Raw genomic sequence first — 18,649 nt, 5'->3', positions numbered from 1 at the left:
AAGGGAGATAATAATCAAAATATCTAAAAGATAAAGGTGATAACACTTCCCAAGACATAGTGCATTATCTTAGATCACATCTCTGGAAGGGTCAGTGTCAGATCCCGTCCTTGTTCAAGCCATGTATAGTAGTATAGTAGGTGACGCTTACACCTGCTAGTACGGCGACCTCCTTGCGCCTTAAGCCAGGCGTCTTCCGATTCCTGCTCGGGAACTCACTCCAAGCCCACATCCTCCGGAGTAAGCCGCTCTCTGTGTGATTTGAGAAATATCCCCATCGCTTATGCCTTGCTGTTCGTAACATTCATGGATCGAACACCACCTTAAAGTTTGGTATTGCGCCTTTCATTGGATAACAAAAGAATAGCTAGAAATACGATAACAATTGTACGCTAACATTTCACTGTGTTATCAGCTTTCGCTCTAAGACGATAAGCTGAGCCGTACCACAATTAACAAGTTATTTACTAAAAAAATACTTCAAACTTATCACTTACTGACTGGTCGGCCGTACGTAGGGCATGTCCATAGATATTCATCGTTGTATTGATATTTCCGTGACCAAGCCATTATAGGCATAAAGATGACGAAGCCCATGAAAGGTTAATGATGCTCCGGTAGGTCGGCTTCCGTTCACTTCAACTCGATCACGATGAAAATGTGTGATGCGTGATTGTGGCACTGATGCAGTTAGGATAGAAGTTCAAATGTAAAACTAAAAATGGGCTAAGATATTACCATATCGATAAGCTTTTTCGAATTGAAACGTTAAAAGTAACAATTATTATTGCTAGAGTAGCGGAGCTTAGTTTGGAGTATGGTGAGTTCGTGGAAGATCCATATGGTGTAAAGAAAAGAAAATCGACCTCAGGTGTCTAGTAGATTCAGCTTACTTCTTGCATCGGGTAAGATAGATAAAAATGGGTGTACAGCAAATTGAAGTTTTTGGGGGGATCTACAAAATGAACTTTTAGAAGTGCTCCCCTATAATCGACTTAGTTAAGAGGCTAAAGATTTGCTGTGTATTTTAAGATGTAAATTTCTTGAAGAAACTATTTTATATAAGTATTCATACGGACATTCCGGTTTTGTATGTTCTCATGTTGCGGGAAAAATACTAAGTATCACTTATTTCGGGAGAATATTCAAAAATTACGAAAATCAAACTGCAAGGGAATATATGAACTCGAATGCCTTTTGACTCGCACCCCGAACATCAGCGAGCTTGCTGAGAAAACAACGGCTCTGTCACTCTCAGATCGATCCTGATGCGCTTTGGGGCGACTTTCGTTCCGTATCCAATTATGTATCATAGCTGTGGCTACGAATCCTCCTTAACCAGTGACACACCATTGCCGATAAGTAATAAAAGACGCAATTTAGTCTGCTATACATATCGTACTCAATGGAGGGAAACGAAGAATGAAAAGGATTTTTGGTTTGTTACTTGTTCTATTGCTGGTAACTCCGGCATTTGGCATCAAGACTTTTGCAAGTAATACAGTTAAGGCTGCGGTGACTGGAAGCAGCACCTATTTTGATGGGGAAGAAAAGAGCTCTAACGGCTTCAATATCGCGGGCAGCAATTACTTCAATTTGCGTGATCTGGCCCGGAATTTCTCGGGAACTCCAAGTCAATTCAATATTACCTGGAATCCGGGGAATCAAGCCATTGAAATCGAAACAGGGAAAGCTTATTCACCTGAGGGAACGGAGGACAGCATTTATTTTAGCCGAAGTAGAACATATACTGCTACGTTGTCCACCTCTAAAGTCATGGTAGACGGGGTGATGCAGTCCATTAAGGCCTACAACATTGAGGGGAACACTTACTTTCAATTAAGAGATTTGGCCGACAAAATCCCTTTCGAGCTATCGTATGACAGTCAGCAGAATCGGCTGGTCATGTTCTCAAGAACACCGGATAATGCTTACCGGGCGGCGGTATCCGGTGAAGTGGAGGGGAATGCCGAGTCTTCTTATTTTCCAAGATGGAAAAGTACGGTGTCATCTTATCTAGTAAATAACTCCGATGGCACAGTAAGTGTCGTGGAGGCTGGCAAACAGATTACGATAGATACATACAATGCTAAGTATGAGCTGGCGGCAACGCAAAAGATCGATTATGAGCTGCCGTTGTTTGGCGGTTTTTATAGCGGGGCTCAATATAATTATATCGCTTTTGGACAAGAGAACCGCGAAGAGAACGACAACAAGGAAGTAATCCGGATAGTCCGGTATGATAAAAGCTTCAAAAGAAAGGACAGCGTCTCTATAACTGGGGGACAGAGCTATACCGTTGAACCTTTTGATGCCGGGTCCGGAAGAATGGCCGAGTCAGGCGATACTCTGGTGTTCCATACTTCGCGTACAAGATACACAACGGAGGACAAGCTGAATCATCAATCCCAGCTCACTATTATCGTCAATACCTCAAATATGAAGGTAACCAACGATCTGGGGCGATTCCAGAAAAATCATGTCAGCCACTCGTTTGATCAATATGTATTGTTTGATGGTGGTTCGCAAGTGCTAGTGGATCATGGGGATGCCTATCCCCGTTCAGTAGTTCTTCATAAGGGCAACGGAATGAGTTACAACGAGGTGGATTTGCTTAAGATTCCAGGCAGAATCGGAGCGAATGCGACTGGGGTTTCTATTGGCGGGGTTGAGATGTCCTCAAGCAGCTATATTGCCGCGATGAATACGGTAGACCATTCCTTGGTTAGGGACTACACCTCGTATGAGATGGTAGGGCTGGAAAGGGACCAGCGGGATATCATACTGAGTGTGTTGCCTAAGAACAGTATTAATAATTCCTCCGTTCATACAGTTACACTGGCCAAATATGTCGGTACTGACCAGATCGCGTCGATTCCCAAGCTTATCCGTATTTCGGATGATCAAATGATGGTGCTGTGGCAGGAGTTCGATATGGAAAACCGTCCAGGTGATGTGAAATATGTGCTAATCGACGGAAATGGCAAAGCGACAGGTAATGTTCAGACCATCAAAAATTTTATGTTGTCTGAATGTAAACCGGTGGTCAGCGGAGGAAATGTGGTCTGGTACACCAACGGTAATGGAAGCCGGATGTTTTATACGATCCCTGTGAAGTGATCAGGAAGAGAGGGGCAAATAACCCCTCTTTTTTTCATCGTTGTAAACTAGTGGGCTATTGCCCATTTTGCGTACCTGTAACTAGGCAGTTGCATAGGATAAATGGTCAATAAGAAAATCACTTAGAGGAGCATAAGCATGTACGCTAATTCAGGTTATCAGTATCAATGGCAAAATCAAAGCCCCCACTATTACAACTGGAACAACCACAACTATACTCCATATGGAAACATTGCATTACAAGATTATGGAACAAGACCATTAGTAGTGAATATTGACCAAGCAACCAAACAAAACAACAATTACCGCACTGCTTTATGGACAGGTAAATATTTTCAGGTAACTTTAATGAGTATTAATGTTGGGGAAGACATAGGTTTGGAAGTCCATCCGACAACTGACCAGTTCATACGGATTGAAGAAGGTCAGGGCCTTGTTCAAATGGGTGATAGAAGAGATAATTTAGATTTTCAAGTTATGGCGTGCGAGGACTATGCCATTATGGTACCTGCCGGAAAATGGCATAATCTAACCAATACAGGTAATCGCCCCCTTAAAGTTTATGTTATCTATGCACCCCCTGAGCATCCATATGGTACAGTTCAGGAAACGAAAGCAATCGCACAAGGTACGAAGTAAGTAAGACTTAGCTTTGGAGTATACATGGGTTTACACATTAATAAACCGTCCGGGTGAGGACGGTTTTCTTGCGTTCAAAAAAAGGGCCTCAAACATGATGTTTGTGTTTAAGGCCCCGCCGATATTTGCAGGCCCCATTTTCCTTTAATGATGTTATTATTTAAATAATTAGCTAAATGTCGCATTTTGTAGATTGGGGTCGGTTCATCGTGAGGGGTATTTTCCGATTCGGTTCAAGTAAGATTTTTCTGTACATAACTGCTGCCATTGTTGTAGGTTTGATTGCAAGCTATGCCGTCATCTCGGCAACGGACTCCCCTAAGTTCCAAAGCGAAGAAGGCATACTGGATATTACGCAGGTTCATGTCAGTCAGAATCCGCTAAAGTTAAGAGGGGAGTGGGCGTTCTACTGGAAAGAGCTGCTGTCACCTGAGGACATTCAGAATCGTTTGGTAAAGGACGGACCTCATGACCGCTGGATCAGCATCCCGGGCTCCTGGCTAGGCTATCGGTTAGATGGCCGGCAACTGGACGGTACAGGCTTTGCAACTTTTCGGGTGGTTATCCAGCTTAGCGAGCAGGATCGAAACGAGCGGCTTGCGCTGCGGCTGCCGACCATTTTTCATGCGTATAAATTATGGGTGAATGGCGAGCTGCTGGCAGAAGTCGGTGTCGTTGGCCAGGACAAGAACAGCATGACACCGCGTCTGGCAACGAAGCTGGTGTTCTTCCAGCCCGAGAATGATACCGTGGAGCTGGTGATGCAAGTCTCCAACTTCCATCATAAGCGGGGTGGCATTACCAAGGATATCGAGTTGGGCGGCAGTGATGTATTAACGGTCAGAACCCATCTGAAAATCGCTGATGAAATGTTCATCACCGCAAGCCTTCTGGTCATTGGCATCTATCACCTGTTGTTGTTCGTACTGCGACGGAAAGACAGGGCTCCCTTGTATTTTGGTCTGTTCACCTTGTTGTTTGGCATCCGATCGTTGCTGGTCGGGGAGCACTTGCTTACACAATGGTGGCCGGCTTTTCCATGGGAAATGCAGTTCAAGATCGAGTACCTGATTTTATGCAGCGGTGGTTATATCATCATGATGTACGCGAACTGCATTTTTCCGAATTATGTGTCGCGTTGGTTTCGTCTTGGTTCGCAGGTTGTAACTGGCGCATTCTGTTTAGTAGTTGCGGTAACTCCTGCAATTTTCTATACCAAGTTATTAACGGTCATCGGTGTGATCGTTGTTCTGCACATGGTGTATCTGATGGTGGGGCTGGGCCAAGCGGCGGTGCGGCGTATGGAGGGGGCGCTGTTCTTCCTGCTGGTGTCGGTGGTTGCTTTGGTTACGGTCATCAATGACTTTCTGTATTACAATGAATGGTCACCCGTCGGAAATACTTCTCCGTTTGGTCTGTTGGTATTTACGATCGCACAGATGTTTCTGCTTTCTTCCAGATTTACAAGGGCGGCAACGAACGAAGAGAGAATTGCACGTGAGCTGCAGGAGGCGAATAATAAGCTGACTGAAATGAATATAAATTTGGAACAGACCGTGCAGGAACGCACATATGCCTTATCCGCAGCTCATGATGATCTCCGCACTTCGTATGACCGGCTGCTTCAATCCGAGCAAGGCAGGAAGAAGCTTCTTGCCTACATTACGCATGATCTGCGGTTGCCGCTGTCCAGCATGCTTGGTTATGTCGAAGCTGTGCAGGACAGAGTCAAGCCGGAACGCAATGAACAGTACTTGAAGTATATCCGGGATAATACGATTAGGATTAACCGGATGATCGATGAGTTGTCCTTCTTGTCGCATTTGGAGACGGGACAAGTCTCGTATCGAATGGAGCCGGTTGATGTGGCTGACTTCTTGCGCCGGTTCTATGAACAATACGAACTGGTTGTGCGTGACGCAGGACTGGATTTCAGGCTGGATATGAGTGATGCGGATGTTCAAGGGACAAAATCGCCTATTGTCGAGATGGACATGCAAAGGATGGAGCAGGCGTTGTTCAATCTAGTGTCGAACGCCATGAAGTTTACCTCCAGCGGCGGGGTGGTGTCTATTGGGTTAGCTGTGGACGAGGTGAAGGATACCCGCTATGCAATCATTAGCGTACAAGACTCTGGTACGGGAATTCCTCCGGATCAGCTCGAGCAAATCTTCGATCGCAATTACAGGTATGATCGACCGGGCATGGATCATGAGGTTGAAGGCAGCGGGCTTGGGCTGGCGATTTGCCGGGAAATCGTGCAAGCGCATGGAGGAATGGTTCGAGCGGAGAGCGACGGAGAGACCGGGTCGATATTTTACATATCCATTCCTAGTATTCGTGGAGAAGGTAGGTGACGGCGTGAGGAATGGACACAAAATTATGATCGTCGATGATGATCCCCATATATGCGAGATTGTTCAGGCTTATTGCGAGCGTGAGGACTTCCTGTGCTCCTACAGCTATAGCGGGACAGAAGCCATGGAGCTGCTTGTATCGTTCGAGCCGGATTTGATTGTACTGGATGTAATGCTGGCTAATGAAGACGGCATTGATTGGTGCAGGAACGCACGTAATTACACGGATGCGCCGATTGTGTTTCTAAGCAGCCGTGAGGAAGACGAGGTGAAAATTGACGCATTATCTTATGGGGGCGACGATTATGTGACCAAACCGTTCAGTCCGGGAGTACTCATGGCCAAGATCAAGGCTCATCTTCGCAGGGTATCGGCGGGGAGACGGGAGCAACTGCTGGAGTTACCGGGGTTTACGCTGGATTTCTACGCACAGTCCGTTATCATAGGGAGTGAAACCACCTTTTTATCGAAAAAAGAGTTCAGTTTACTGTCCTTTATGGCCCAAAACGTGAATCGTGCCGTCAGTGTCGATGCGTTGTTTCAGCTCATCTGGGGAACGGAGAGTCTGGAGGATACGAGAACGGTCGCTGTACACATCAGCAATTTACGCAAAAAAATCGAGGCTGACCCTGCCCACCCTGAGCGAATTGTTACGATTCGGGGGGCCGGATATATGTTGGTTGCCAGAGGTGCGCTGCAACCGTAGGGTTGAATTCATGATTAATAGCGGCGCAGGGATGATCTCCCTGCGCCGTTATGGCTCTACTCTAATAAGTTCATTTGACCCCAAATTGCCAAGTACTCGTCAATCACAGCCTGGACTTCTTGTTTAGAGGACCCGGAGTATAATGATCCGCCCGAACCGTCGCCAGGGAAACCTCCAGGGAATCCGCCGGAACCGTCACCGGGGATTTCGCCAGAATCGTCACTAGGGAATCCTCCTGGGAATCCGCCTGGATCACCACCAGGCTCACCGCCAGCTCCCCTATATTTCGATTGAAGGTGCGCTATGATATCGGCTAGATTCGCATCTGTAACTCCAGTGAGACCGGCGAGCTCAAAAGTTTCCTTGGTAGGTTCGGTTCCATAACCATATGCAAAATAATAGTTGATGAGAGTTAGGTTAATTGTCTCATTCACAATGGTTTGAATCTGAGATTGATCTTTGGGCAGTGCTCTCGAAGGATAATCATAGTCTTGCAATATGCCTTGGATACCGGATAGGTACTCGGATGTAACTCCCGTAATTCCTGCGGCAGCAAAAATCGACTCATCCACCGCGGTCCAATCACCGGATTCCGCCGCTTCATTAATCAGGTCCAGCGGCGTCTTGGAGGATAATGCAGGCGAAATAGTACCTGTATACTGATTGGTTTCGGTTGCCGGAGGTGTTGCCGAATCCGTCGCGCTGATCGTAAAGTCATACCCACCGCTCACGCTTGGAATTCCGGTAATCTCTCCCGTGATAGGATTTAAAGTCAGTCCCTCAGGCAGCGCGCCATCTGTCACTGCATAAGTAACGGCTCCCGTTCCTCCGGATAGCTTCGCTACGCTGCCGGTATAGAACTCTCCTTCAGTCATAGGCTGAATCGAGTCAGGTAACAGGATTGGCATATTGACCGTATATTCAAATCTCGCAACCGGGCTATTCTTCGATCCGGTCTTAATGGCGACAGCCTTGATCGTTGTATTGCTCGTAATAGTTATCGGTCCTGTATACCGCGTACTGGAGGTTGTCGGCTCACTGAGATCCGTCGTATAGTACACCTCCGCAGATGCGGTCGTTGAAGTCAAAGTAACTTGTGTCCCCGATGTCACAGCACCGCCTGCAGGAAGCGCCGTAGGAGTCTCAACGGTAGCCTGTACCGGCTGCTGCGGAGCTGGGGATGATGAAGACGGCCCTGGCTGTGTAACTGGAGACGAGGACGGCACAGACTGATGTTTCTTTTCTTCTTCCGCTTTCTTCAGTTCCTCTTCCTTCTTCTTCTCTTCTTCCTTCTTCTTTTGTTCTTCCTCTTTTTTCTTCGCTTCAACCTGTGCTGCATGTTGCTCTTTGGCTTCGTAAGCGCCTGTCACGAGCAGATCGCGAGTTGCATTCGATTGCCCGCCGAACGTTCCGTCCGATCCGTTGGACATCAATTTTTTTTCCAACGCTAAGGCCACATATCCCTTGGCCCAGTCAGAGACAGACTTATCATTCACGCCCGGCGTTGCCTGGGCCTCTGCATTCTTTCCCAGCCCGCGAATCAAGAACGTAGCTAACTGCTCCTTGGTTACCTTACCTGCAGGATCATAGACACCGTCCCCATAACCATCCGTGATCCCTGCGGCTTTCACCGCCTCGATGTATGGCACCGCATATCCATTTGCAGGGTCATCGGCTTTGACATCTTTGAATGAAGACGTCTGTGAATCCTTATCCACCTCCAAATCGAATATCAACGCGGCAACCTTGGCGAATTGCGCCCGGTTCATCTCATCCTTAAGACCGAAAGTTCCCTCAGCCACACCCTCAAATACTCCAGCAGATATCAGTGCGTCGAACTTGGCTTTCGTCGCCGCGTCCAGATCCTTCAAGTCTGTAAAGTCGGCTGAAGTCTTAGCAGCTACTGCGTTATCGGCCAAGTAAATGGCGGCACTTAAGCAAAGCAGCATTGTCATCAATAATCCGACAACTCTTTTTTTCATCGTTTGTCCCCCTGAAGTGTGATAGATATTATTGATTTTCCTCCTATTACTTTATCATGGTAGATTAGCTCATGAATGAAAGTTAAAGAAAACTTTAAGTTCGAGCTTGATTCGCAATTCAAGTCTGACTGTTGATAGTCTTGATCGTTCCTTGTCATTCAGCTATATATGAATATATTGGGTAATTAAGCTTCTCCCGGGTTATGATATACTTATTTAATGTCTATCCTGATTTAAATAGAGAGGTTTATAATATGACAAATAATTTCTGGCGTGATTTGCCACGGCCATTTTTTATATTGGCGCCTATGGAAGATGTGACGGATGTTGTTTTTCGCCATGTCGTAAGTGAGGCGGCCAGACCGGATGTGTTTTTTACGGAGTTTGCGAATACGGAGAGCTATTGTCACCCGGAGGGCAACCATAGTGTGCGTGGGCGGTTGACTTTTACAGAGGATGAACAGCCTATGGTGGCGCACATCTGGGGAGACAAGCCGGAATACTTCCGCCAAATGAGCATCGGTATGGCGAAAGAAGGCTTCCAAGGTATCGATATTAATATGGGGTGCCCTGTAGCGAATGTAGCGGAGAACGGAAAGGGGAGCGGCCTGATCTGCCGTCCCGAAACCGCAGCAGAGATTATCCAGGCTGCCAAAGCCGGAGGATTACCCGTTAGTGTAAAAACAAGGCTCGGTTTCAGTGACGTAGATGAATGGCGCGACTGGCTAACCCATATTTTGAAGCAAGACATTGTTAATTTGTCCATTCACCTGCGCACCAGAGATGAAATGAGCAAAGTGCCTGCTCACTGGGACCTGATTCCGGAGATTAAGAAGCTGCGCGATGAGGTAGCGCCGGATACCCTTTTGACGATTAACGGGGATATCCCTGACCGTCAGACCGGCCTTAAGCTCGCTGAAGAGTACGGTGTGGATGGGATTATGATCGGGCGCGGTATTTTTCATAATCCGTTTGCTTTTGAGAAGGAGCCGAAGGAACACAGCAGTGAAGAATTGCTTGGTTTGCTGCGGCTGCATCTGGATCTCCACGATCACTATTCAGCACTGGGGCCACCGCGTTCGTTCAGACCTCTGCAACGCTTCTTTAAAATATACGTCCGCGGATTTCGAGGGGCAAGTGAGTTAAGAAATACGTTAATGAACACCAGGTCTACAAGTGAAGTGCGGGCGCTGCTGGATGAGTTTGCAAGCAAGGAGCAGGATGGCCCGGAGGAACACGGGGAATAAACAGCCGAGGGGGATATCATGTCCTGGAGTAAATTGAAGCAGCAACTGGATAGCTTTCTTAGTCCTGCGTTACATGTAAGGGTAGAATACCGCGCGCCAGGGTACCGTTATCTGCCTGATAAATCGGGGATTTGCTATATTTTGGTGGATAAAAAGAATGTACTCCAGATGAGTGATAAAACGAATTCTATTCGATGGTATCAAACCGAGTTGGAAGTTAAGAATGATCCGGATATCCAGGTTCCTGTCAGCAGTGAAGAAATTGAAGCGGTCAGACAAGGGACCAAGGGGCCAGTGCCGGAGGATCGTTTAATAGTGATGGCCAGAAGCAGAAAAAGTACGGAACATGCAAAAGAGCTTTTGTCCGCACAGGCTTCATTAAGCAAGTCCAATTTTATCGTGGTGGCAAATAAGTTCTTGACGACCCCTATCGAGGAAAGTCTGGAAAGCAACGATATTTTAATGAATGTTCTAGCCTTGGTGGACAAAAGAGTTGGTAAGAAGCGGATCATAAACATGTCCGAGAAAATAAAGTTAAAGCATCCGATTGTGCAGTATTTTTATGAATTGCGGCGGAATACGTTGTGATGGTGGATCCCCGTGTTGGGAGCTTAAAGATGCCGAATCCAACTAATAATTCTCACAAAAAACATAAGAATCCCTTCGAGAATCCGAAACCAAAAGGGGCGGCGAGTTTCTTCGTCCGCTCCTTTTTGCTGATTCAATTTCCCTTCAATCACTGTCAACTTAGGTCTGTTATTTGCCCCCATGAATTTGCCCCCCATTGTAAACGTTAATAGACAATTTGCAGGCTTTATTTCCCGCTGTTTCGAAGGTTCTGGCGTTCTTCAAGGCCTTGATCCCGAACTTCGTTCCGATGCTCGAGCCCTTTGTCACGCAGTTCTTCTCTGAGTCCGAAAGCGGTTTTTCGGGCATATTCTCTTAATGCAAATCCCAATTTGCGGGTATAATCTCTTATCTCTCTGCCATTGACATCAAATTTCTCATCAACATAATTGGAGAGCGTGTCCAGATGCTCCTGTTCGCTGTAAACCAGTTCGATCATTTCTTTCTCTTTCTTAAACATTTCATCGACACGAGTTTGTTCGGATTGAAAATATTGACCCACATTTTCGGATTCCCAGGCAAACCATTCCTCAATCAGGCGATGCTTCTCTTTTTTGAAAAAGTCCTCGATCTCCTGTTTTGTCCGCACGGTGGTGTACTTGCCCTTTCCGGCTTCGGCGACCTGCTTCAACTGCTGTTGTCCTTCATCGTCCACGTCAAAACCGATAATGTTCACAATCGCTTTTGCTGCCGACTCATTTAATTTTTTGGCTGCACCGACCGGGTCGCCGCCGCAGGTTTCAACTCCGTCGCTTACGATGTAAATGATGTTCTCGGTGTTCTCTCCCGTATAGAATTGCAGATCATCATGCGCGGCTTCGATGGAAGCGCCAAGAGGGGTCCAGCCAGCCGGAGCAAACTGATTCAGCGCTTTTCCGAAGCTTTCCTCTTGATATGGAGCCAGGGCGTAGATTTCTTCGGTACTGCTGCAGGACAGCTCACGGTCGCTGTTTTTCCCGCTTCCTTTATGGCCATATACGCGCAGAGACACATTCGTGTTCTCGGGAAGCTCGGAAACAAAGCTATTTACGGCGTCCTTGGCCAGATCAATCCTTGTCTCCCCGCCGATTTTCCCTGCCATGCTCCCGCTCGCATCGAATAAAATTTGAACGTTCAATTGTTTGCTCCCCGGGGAACCAGGCTGTTCCCTTTCTTCCGGTATGGCGCTTGCATCTTGATAAGAGGTATCGTACTGGCTAAAAAGCTTATGATACGGCCGATAATCCTCAGCGACCAAGGAGAGCAGGCGGGCGTAGTATTCCTCCGCCGTTTTTCCTTCCGGGAATTGATCAATCCATCTCTTTACTTCTGCTTCATCATATTGTTCTCCGCTGAATTTGCCCGGGGCAAGCAGGAGCCGCTCCATGACATCCTCGGTTTGGTAGGGACGGAAGTCCTCTCCATCCTCTGCCTCCTTCTTCGGGCCGGTTTGCTCCGCCGTCTCGATAGAGTTATTCTGTGACGGGGCCGGCTGCGGATCGGCGTCACTGGCTTTTTCCTTAGAGGAACAAGCGCTTACGGCAAGCAACAAGAATGACAACAGAACTAAGGTGTACATTTTTCTTACAACCAATGGAATACTTCCTCCTTGATCAAAAAGTATCAAATTTCATAATACCACACTAAAAAGGAAGAGAAAGGGTCCTTAGACCTTTCCTATGAAGTAACCATTACTTCTGGAGGAAGAAACACCAAGCGGACATTACTTGATATGTTCAAGAATCTGATCATAGGCGTTCTGTACGTGTTGGGGATTAGGATCTTCTCCAAGACGCTTGGGCACATCGAATTTCGATAAATCAAAATGATGCTTAGGCTCCACGTTATGTCTGGCTAAACAGCTCTTGCAGCAGGCCAGCGGGCAACCGTCAATGGCAATGATGTCACGTCCCGACTTGGCTGTTCTGACAAGCGGCTTTACGTCACCGCCGACACCGGCGATGCAGGACATTTCGGCGATCATTTCCCTATCCATTTTAATCGCAATCCGGTTAGCGGTCTGTGCAGCCGAGGAACATCCGGAACATGAATAAACAAGCGGCAGATCATTTTTTTTCATTGGCTATCCCTCTCCAATTCAATAAAGTAATTGTCAGTATAATCTCAGTTTACGGATTGAATTGTGAGGGGGGTCACTCGTCTTTCCTCCGTCTAAAGGGATTTTAACCAGGTCCAGAATGTGATCGCCAACATCTGACCCGCGTAAATCACGCGTATGAATGAGTGCGCCGCCATCACGCGTGCGGAGTTCGCGGCGATTATCGTGCGGGCACTGGGACTGACCGGCAATGGAACAAAGTCTGAGTTCAAGGATGTGAACCCTGGCGACTGGTATGCCGGAGCAGTAGCGACGGCGCAGGAATACGGTATCGTAGCGGGGAGCGAGGACGGAACGTTCAACCCGGCTAAGACGATCACCCGCGAAGAGGCGATGATCATGATCGCCCGGGCGATGAAGCTTGCAGGATTAGAATCGAGTTTTAGCGTTGCAGAAGCGGATGCTATGCTCTCGAAATTCGCGGACCGCGCATCGGTATCTGTTTGGGCTAAACAAGCGGTCGCGTCTATGGTGAAAAGTGGACTTGTGGGCGGCTCCAATGCAGGCCTACAGCCTAAAAGCAACATGACCAGAGCGGAATCCGCGGTCATCATTCAGCGGATGCTGGAGAGAGCTAAACTTATCGATAATAAGAATTTCGAATAGTCTTCTTGATAAATGCAGAGGCACCCACAAGTTTGGGTGGCTCTTTATATGAAATATTATTTCAAAGCCGGGATTTGACAAGACCAAGCGTTTTCGCGTTCGTTGATATATCCTTCGAATCGATAGATCGGTTGATAAAATCCCTTAGTGTCGTAGGCATAATCAAGCTTATAACTCTCTACATACAAATTATCGTTTGGCTGGAAAGGCGCGTACTGCTCAAAATTACCCGCTTCTACCTCTGCGAAGGCTTCCTTCGGGGAAATAATGCTTTCCGTTGTTACGTAATCATTCCAGTAAAGATCGTATAATAGGGAAGCGACGTTACCATTATCATCAAACTGCATGAGAACGGGGCCGGAAGCAAAGGCCGCTGTATTCGTTGCTAAATCATTTTCCATAGCGGCATCCCACCTTAAAGTGTCATTATTCTGTACGGAGAATACGGCCGTACCGGGAAGTAAGTCATTTTCGATAAACCAGTTCTCATAATGTTCTCTAAGCTGTTTGGCCGTATCTTCCGCCAGCAAAGCGGCATCCGTCCATGTCGTAAAGCTCCAAGTTCCCGTTCTGACAAAGAAATCAAGCTGCGCCGTATTGCCTTGAGCTGTCCTGCCAAGATAAATCTTGTTATCACTTTCACGCCGGGGATTACCGGAGAAAGAAATGCTCTCCAATTCTGCAATAGCAGCCCCGATACGGTCCGTATAAGCTTTATCGTTAACATTCACATTTTGATATACGGAAGCGGAAGCCGGGGCTTCCGACAGGTTCAAATCCGTTGTCAGATTGACTTTTGACATGTCCTGTCTTGCCGCAGGTAATAATGCCATATTACCATAGGGTTGATGCTCATAAACCCAAAATGCCCCTCCAATAATTATTCCAATCAAGCAAGGCAGGATCAGTAACTTTCCAATAGGAGCGAAGCGGACGCGCTTTTCCCGAATCATAGAAAGGATTGCCATAATACAAAAGTAACCAAAGAGGCTTCCCAAACAGTTGTGAAACAGATCGTCGAATTCAAAAATACCTGTTCCCGTTAATAGCTGACTAATTTCGATAAGAGCGGTTGTACTGACAGATACAAGAAAAATGACCTTAAATCGTTCCGCTTTTTGCCACAAGAGGGGAAGTAAAAAGCCGAGCGGGACAAACATCAACATATTAAAAAGGATAAGCTGCAACTCACTGAAGGACCACTTATTCCAGGCGTTGATATAGCCGCTGAAAAAATCAATGTTGAATCTGCCGGTATAGTTTGCTCCACGGCTTGCTATGGTAAGCGCCAATACGAGCAACAGCCAACAGGACAGCAGAAGGGCGACGACTCCCTGTGTTTTTGTTATGCTCTTTTTTCCGCGGAACACCTTCTTGTAAATTATATAAACAAGCAAAATAACAAGCGCAATCGAAGCACCACCGATCAATGCCCACACCCCCCACCGAAGCAGGGCCTGAAAAACCGTTATCATATCCACTCTTCATAGACCTCCTAAGAATAAAGCAGACAACAAACTCCCTGCTTTCGTTGCTTGTATTATAACGAAAGCAGGGAGCCTATATTTTAATATTACATTGATGAAATCCTAAGAAAATCCTAAGAAGTGAACTCTTGCGGCGGAAGTTGAACTGTGAAAACAGTTGTATCTTTCTCACTTTGAACATGAATCGTACCGCCATGCAGCTTAACGATTTCCTTTGCGATGGCCAGCCCCAGCCCCGATCCACCCGTATTACTCATTCTCGCGTCATCCAGCCTATTAAATTTTTCAAATATCGTTGACAGCTTGTCGGCTGGAATGGTTTTGCCTTTGTTTTGGAATATGATCTTAACTCCCTCCTCGACATGGCTTTCCGCGATAATCTCAATCTCTGTTTCCGGGTAACTGTAAGCAGCGGCATTTTTCAATATATTATTGAACACTCTCGCCAGCTTTTCCGGATCGCCATAGACAGTAATATTTTCATCCGCGCGTAAAATCACTGTGTTTCCCCGTTGCGAAAGAACAGGCAAAAGCTCGTCAGTCAACTGTTGCAACATATAATCGAGATCAATGTTCTCTTTTTCAAGCCGGATTTGCTGCAAATTGTACCGCGTAGTCTCAAAGAACTCATTGATCATTTTTTCCAGCCTGTACGCTTTCTCCAGTGTAATACTCGTATATTTGTCTCGTTGTTCTGCCGGCATATCTTTGGCTTCCTCCAGCAAACTTAAATAGCCAATTACAGAAGTGAGAGGTGTTCTGATGTCATGGGCAAGATACATGACAAGATCGTTTTTGCGCTGTTCCGCCAACTGCGCGTCCGATAGACGTTTTTCCATAGTTTGCTTCATGACATTCAGCTTTTGCTCGATGGATGCTAATTCCTCCGGCAAATTGATTTCAGCCGATTCGTCAAGCAGCAGCATATTCAGCCGTTGATCGATGTCGGTAAGCAACTTGGTGCAGAACCGCAGAAATGCACGAATAATGAGAAAGAGCAATGCGCCGAAAATCAATATCCAAACAAAGAAAAGGGGATAATATAGGGTTTGTGCCGTAAAGTATTCTATTTGCAAAAAAGACGACAGCAGCTCCGTAATTACTCTACCGCCGATCCCATTCCAATGCAGAGTGATTGTAAAAACGATTGCCAAAAGCACATAGGCAATAACGCCTATAAGCTTAAACAAGATTTCCACTTGCAAACGAGTATAATCAGATCGTTTTTCCATTCTATTTTTCAATTTTATACCCCACCCCCCATATTGTTTTTATATATTTTGGGTTATCGACCGTATCATTCAGCTTTTCCCGTAAATGGCGGATATGAACTGTTATTGTGTTATTGCGTTTGCTGTAATATTCATCCTGCCAAATCTGACGGAACAATTCCTCCGCACTGACCACCTTCCCCTTGTGCTCCAAGAGAATACGAAGGATAGAAAACTCGGTAGGGGTCAGCACCAGGGCTTTTTCGTTTAAGAAGCATTCGTGCGTTGTAATGTTCATGATTAAGCCTGAATGAGCAATTACTTCGTTTGCTGTATCTTCTATATGAGCGGGATTGTATTTTTTGTATCGGCGTAACTGCGCTTTGACTCTTGCAACCATCTCCAAGGGACGAAAAGGTTTGGTGATATAGTCATCAGCTCCAAGCGTAAGTCCCGTAATTTTATCACTTTCCTCATCTTTCGCGGTAAGCATAATAACGGGATAAGTATGACTTTCTCTTATGCGCTGGCATAAAGTAAAGCCATTCAGATCCGGCAGCATAATGTCTAAAATTGCAAGGTCGAAGTCGGTGGTGTTAATACATTCTATGGCATCTTGTCCTGTATAACAGGTTATGACAGTAAAATTTTCATTTTTGAGATAGATCTCAATCAAGTCAGCTATTTCACGTTCGTCATCAACCACGAGTATTTTATTAGACATAGTAATGCTCCTTTCTATAGGAAACTTTATTGTATCAAAAGAATACAAAAAGAAAACCAAAGATAAAAAACAATAATTATGGAATTAATTTAAAATGTGGAAATAAAATGGAATCGTAGTACAGTTAAAACCTGTGGCATGTCTAAATGACGGGCTGCAGACAAACCAAAACAAGGAGGTTTGAAAATGACTAGTAACAGGCATTCATTTAAACCCTTATCACTTTTGGTCGTTTTAGCAGTATTTCTATCCACATTTTTTGCAGCCTTACCGTCAGTGAACGCAGCCGCTAGAGGAGCATGGGCTCCAAATACCGCATATGCAGTAAATGACACAGTAACCTATAGTGGAAGCACTTATACCTGTCTTCAGGCACATACTTCCCTCGTAGGTTGGGAGCCGTCCAATGTCCCTGCCTTATGGCAGAAGGGCGGAAGCGGCGGAACTACACCGCCCGTCACACCACCGGCAACGAACGGAGCAATATTTTATGCGGATATAAATTATGGAGGAAAAGCAGTGACGCTCGGGGTAGGCAACTATACACTATCTCAGTTGAACGCAAATGGAATTCCGAATGACTGGATGTCGTCTCTCAAGGTCCCAAGCGGCTGGACGGTTGAAGTCTATGAGAATGATAATTTTGGAGGAACAAAGTGGACCTATACCTCGGATTCCTCCTGGGTTGGCAATACGGTCAATGATAAAATGTCATCAGTTAAGATTTATACGGGCTCACCATCTCCCGGAGTAACAAAGCCTGCCGAGGTTCCAACTCATATCTGGACTTATGTTATGAATGCGGACAATGCCTACGGTAAAGGCGGAGATTTTGCTTTATTGCTAAGTGCGGTTATCAAAAAAGAGAGCAGCTTTGGAGCAGGTTTACCGGGTAGTCCATCCGCCGGCGACGGATTAATGCAGGTAGAACCGAACACACGCAATGCGTATTCATCTCAATTTAGCTCAAAGTTTGGCCGTGCGTATAATCATAACAGTGAACAAGATCAGGTATATCTCGGCGCATTGATTTTAAATGAGAAGATTACAAGGTTTGGAAATATATACAACGGATTATTGCACTATAACGGAGGAGATAATTGGTATCCGGGAGCAACAGATTCGTACGGCCGTCCGATACTTGCAGATCAATATGCAAATGCAGTTTACGCTACTTATAAGGGCTATGGCGGTAAAAATTAAGGTACAGCGGCAATTATATTAAAAAGGGCATGAGTTACCAAGCAGATCGTTGCTTGCATAACCCATGCCCTTTGTTCTTTATTGAGGCGGATCGTGGTCAGAAAAGATAGAAGATGATTCCTTTGCCCTCGGCTGCGGTTTGGCTGTAGAAGCGGCGAATTTCGTTAAAATGCTGAAGCAGGTAGGCAAAAAACTCGTCCGCATCCTCTTCCGAAACTATACCGGCTTCCAGAGGATATACTTCTTCCTTGAGCATGGCCGGGAAATCATACCGCGAGCGGAGCCCCGCTTCGTCCAGTTCGGATATGGCCTGAAGCGCTGCTGCAACTTGCTCGGCATGCAAGTAAAAAGCCCCGAAAGAGCCGAAATCGATGCCTTTGTCCGACGTGATCGGAACCACAAAACCAAGAGGAGGCTCACCATCCGAAATATCTCCGCAAAGCAAGTAATGAATCGCCTCCCAGGATCTATCAATATTTAATCCGGGATAATCGGCGATTTTCAAACTTTTTAATGCAATGTCGCCAGCTGCGACTTCTTGCACCAGCTTATTATCCAATGAAAAATAATATCCGCGTATTCCCATGTAGTCAGCCTTCCTTTCATTTTTAGTAGGAGCTACACTGAATTATAGCAACTGTA

General features: G+C 46.1%; 16 protein-coding genes and 1 pseudogene. 8 read left to right on the top strand and 9 right to left on the bottom strand.

Going from position 1 to position 18,649, the window contains the following annotated elements:
• Positions 1 to 89: 89 nt before the first annotated feature.
• A pseudogene (locus NYE70_RS26040) lies at positions 90 to 278 on the bottom strand (helix-turn-helix transcriptional regulator); the annotation flags it as partial.
• A 1,144-nt stretch (positions 279 to 1,422) separates the two neighbouring features.
• Here NYE70_RS26040 and NYE70_RS21960 point away from each other — a divergent pair.
• The 4 genes from NYE70_RS21960 (at position 1,423) to NYE70_RS21945 (ending at position 6,822) form a co-directional block, all read left to right on the top strand.
• The gene (locus NYE70_RS21960; RefSeq protein WP_341048196.1) at positions 1,423 to 3,120 is read left to right on the top strand and encodes a hypothetical protein; all 1,698 of its coding nucleotides are present in this window, start codon (positions 1,423 to 1,425) and stop codon (positions 3,118 to 3,120) included.
• 138 nt (positions 3,121 to 3,258) lie between these two features.
• Positions 3,259 to 3,759: a cupin domain-containing protein gene (locus NYE70_RS21955; protein WP_211022912.1), complete on the top strand. Its 501-nt coding sequence runs from the start codon at positions 3,259 to 3,261 to the stop codon at positions 3,757 to 3,759.
• A 209-nt stretch (positions 3,760 to 3,968) separates the two neighbouring features.
• On the top strand, positions 3,969 to 6,116 hold the full coding sequence (locus NYE70_RS21950) for a sensor histidine kinase (protein WP_341048195.1): 2,148 nt from the start codon (positions 3,969 to 3,971) through the stop codon (positions 6,114 to 6,116).
• On the top strand, positions 6,028 to 6,822 hold the full coding sequence (locus NYE70_RS21945; RefSeq protein ID WP_341048193.1) for a response regulator transcription factor: 795 nt from the start codon (positions 6,028 to 6,030) through the stop codon (positions 6,820 to 6,822). Before NYE70_RS21950 ends, NYE70_RS21945 begins: the two co-directional genes overlap by 89 nt.
• A gap of 56 nt (positions 6,823 to 6,878) precedes the next feature.
• On the opposite strand, the gene NYE70_RS21940 is transcribed toward NYE70_RS21945, so the two are convergent.
• Positions 6,879 to 8,804 (bottom strand): chitobiase/beta-hexosaminidase C-terminal domain-containing protein, encoded by a 1,926-nt coding sequence (locus NYE70_RS21940; RefSeq protein ID WP_341048192.1) that lies wholly within the window; start codon positions 8,802 to 8,804, stop codon positions 6,879 to 6,881.
• A gap of 254 nt (positions 8,805 to 9,058) precedes the next feature.
• On the opposite strand from NYE70_RS21940, the gene NYE70_RS21935 reads away from it, so the two are divergent.
• Both NYE70_RS21935 and NYE70_RS21930 read left to right on the top strand, forming a co-directional pair.
• A complete protein-coding gene (locus NYE70_RS21935) occupies positions 9,059 to 10,051 on the top strand; it encodes a tRNA dihydrouridine synthase (RefSeq protein ID WP_290405704.1) in 993 nt (330 codons plus the stop codon).
• 18 nt (positions 10,052 to 10,069) lie between these two features.
• Positions 10,070 to 10,639, top strand: coding sequence for an SF0329 family protein (locus NYE70_RS21930; RefSeq protein ID WP_290405703.1), 570 nt, complete (start codon positions 10,070 to 10,072; stop codon positions 10,637 to 10,639).
• A 23-nt stretch (positions 10,640 to 10,662) separates the two neighbouring features.
• Here the strand turns inward: NYE70_RS21930 and NYE70_RS21925 are convergent, their stop codons facing one another.
• From NYE70_RS21925 to NYE70_RS21915, 3 genes are all read right to left on the bottom strand, one after another.
• Positions 10,663 to 10,821 (bottom strand): hypothetical protein, encoded by a 159-nt coding sequence (locus tag NYE70_RS21925; RefSeq protein WP_211022906.1) that lies wholly within the window; start codon positions 10,819 to 10,821, stop codon positions 10,663 to 10,665.
• A gap of 44 nt (positions 10,822 to 10,865) precedes the next feature.
• A complete protein-coding gene (locus tag NYE70_RS21920; protein WP_341048189.1) occupies positions 10,866 to 12,251 on the bottom strand; it encodes a VWA domain-containing protein in 1,386 nt (461 codons plus the stop codon).
• A gap of 129 nt (positions 12,252 to 12,380) precedes the next feature.
• Positions 12,381 to 12,737, bottom strand: coding sequence for a putative zinc-binding protein (locus NYE70_RS21915; protein WP_290405701.1), 357 nt, complete (start codon positions 12,735 to 12,737; stop codon positions 12,381 to 12,383).
• Between the two features lie 156 nt (positions 12,738 to 12,893).
• On the opposite strand from NYE70_RS21915, the gene NYE70_RS21910 reads away from it, so the two are divergent.
• Positions 12,894 to 13,382 (top strand): S-layer homology domain-containing protein, encoded by a 489-nt coding sequence (locus tag NYE70_RS21910; RefSeq protein WP_341048185.1) that lies wholly within the window; start codon positions 12,894 to 12,896, stop codon positions 13,380 to 13,382.
• A 56-nt stretch (positions 13,383 to 13,438) separates the two neighbouring features.
• Here NYE70_RS21910 and NYE70_RS21905 read toward each other — a convergent pair whose 3' ends face one another.
• The 3 genes from NYE70_RS21905 to vanR form a co-directional block, all read right to left on the bottom strand.
• Entirely contained in the window at positions 13,439 to 14,857 is a 1,419-nt protein-coding gene (locus tag NYE70_RS21905) for a VanZ family protein (RefSeq protein ID WP_290405813.1), read from the bottom strand.
• A 125-nt stretch (positions 14,858 to 14,982) separates the two neighbouring features.
• A complete protein-coding gene (locus NYE70_RS21900) occupies positions 14,983 to 16,101 on the bottom strand; it encodes a sensor histidine kinase (protein WP_341048184.1) in 1,119 nt (372 codons plus the stop codon).
• A 1-nt stretch (position 16,102) separates the two neighbouring features.
• Positions 16,103 to 16,804, bottom strand: coding sequence for a VanR-ABDEGLN family response regulator transcription factor (gene vanR / locus NYE70_RS21895; RefSeq protein ID WP_341048183.1), 702 nt, complete (start codon positions 16,802 to 16,804; stop codon positions 16,103 to 16,105).
• A gap of 186 nt (positions 16,805 to 16,990) precedes the next feature.
• On the opposite strand from vanR, the gene NYE70_RS21890 reads away from it, so the two are divergent.
• Entirely contained in the window at positions 16,991 to 18,007 is a 1,017-nt protein-coding gene (locus NYE70_RS21890) for a carbohydrate-binding protein (protein WP_341048182.1), read from the top strand.
• 97 nt (positions 18,008 to 18,104) lie between these two features.
• Here NYE70_RS21890 and NYE70_RS21885 read toward each other — a convergent pair whose 3' ends face one another.
• Positions 18,105 to 18,593 (bottom strand): YfbM family protein, encoded by a 489-nt coding sequence (locus NYE70_RS21885; RefSeq protein WP_341048181.1) that lies wholly within the window; start codon positions 18,591 to 18,593, stop codon positions 18,105 to 18,107.
• Between the last annotated feature and the right edge of the window lie 56 nt (positions 18,594 to 18,649).

Source organism: Paenibacillus sp. FSL R5-0407, from assembly GCF_038009185.1.
GTDB lineage: Bacteria > Bacillota > Bacilli > Paenibacillales > Paenibacillaceae > Fontibacillus > Fontibacillus vini.
This window is presented reverse-complemented; position numbering and strand designations above follow the sequence as displayed.

Coding starts and splice junctions, on each gene's coding strand:
- NYE70_RS21960 (WP_341048196.1), top strand. CDS start 1,423: ATGAAAAGGATTTTTGGTTTGTTACTTGTTCTATTGCTGGTAACTCCG.
- NYE70_RS21955 (WP_211022912.1), top strand. CDS start 3,259: ATGTACGCTAATTCAGGTTATCAGTATCAATGGCAAAATCAAAGCCCC.
- NYE70_RS21945 (WP_341048193.1), top strand. CDS start 6,028: ATGGAGGAATGGTTCGAGCGGAGAGCGACGGAGAGACCGGGTCGATAT.
- NYE70_RS21940 (WP_341048192.1), bottom strand. CDS start 8,804: ATGAAAAAAAGAGTTGTCGGATTATTGATGACAATGCTGCTTTGCTTA.
- NYE70_RS21935 (WP_290405704.1), top strand. CDS start 9,059: ATGACAAATAATTTCTGGCGTGATTTGCCACGGCCATTTTTTATATTG.
- NYE70_RS21930 (WP_290405703.1), top strand. CDS start 10,070: ATGTCCTGGAGTAAATTGAAGCAGCAACTGGATAGCTTTCTTAGTCCT.
- NYE70_RS21925 (WP_211022906.1), bottom strand. CDS start 10,821: ATGGGGGCAAATAACAGACCTAAGTTGACAGTGATTGAAGGGAAATTG.
- NYE70_RS21915 (WP_290405701.1), bottom strand. CDS start 12,737: ATGAAAAAAAATGATCTGCCGCTTGTTTATTCATGTTCCGGATGTTCC.
- NYE70_RS21910 (WP_341048185.1), top strand. CDS start 12,894: ATGAATGAGTGCGCCGCCATCACGCGTGCGGAGTTCGCGGCGATTATC.
- NYE70_RS21905 (WP_290405813.1), bottom strand. CDS start 14,857: ATGATAACGGTTTTTCAGGCCCTGCTTCGGTGGGGGGTGTGGGCATTG.
- NYE70_RS21900 (WP_341048184.1), bottom strand. CDS start 16,101: ATGGAAAAACGATCTGATTATACTCGTTTGCAAGTGGAAATCTTGTTT.
- vanR (WP_341048183.1), bottom strand. CDS start 16,804: ATGTCTAATAAAATACTCGTGGTTGATGACGAACGTGAAATAGCTGAC.
- NYE70_RS21890 (WP_341048182.1), top strand. CDS start 16,991: ATGACTAGTAACAGGCATTCATTTAAACCCTTATCACTTTTGGTCGTT.
- NYE70_RS21885 (WP_341048181.1), bottom strand. CDS start 18,593: ATGGGAATACGCGGATATTATTTTTCATTGGATAATAAGCTGGTGCAA.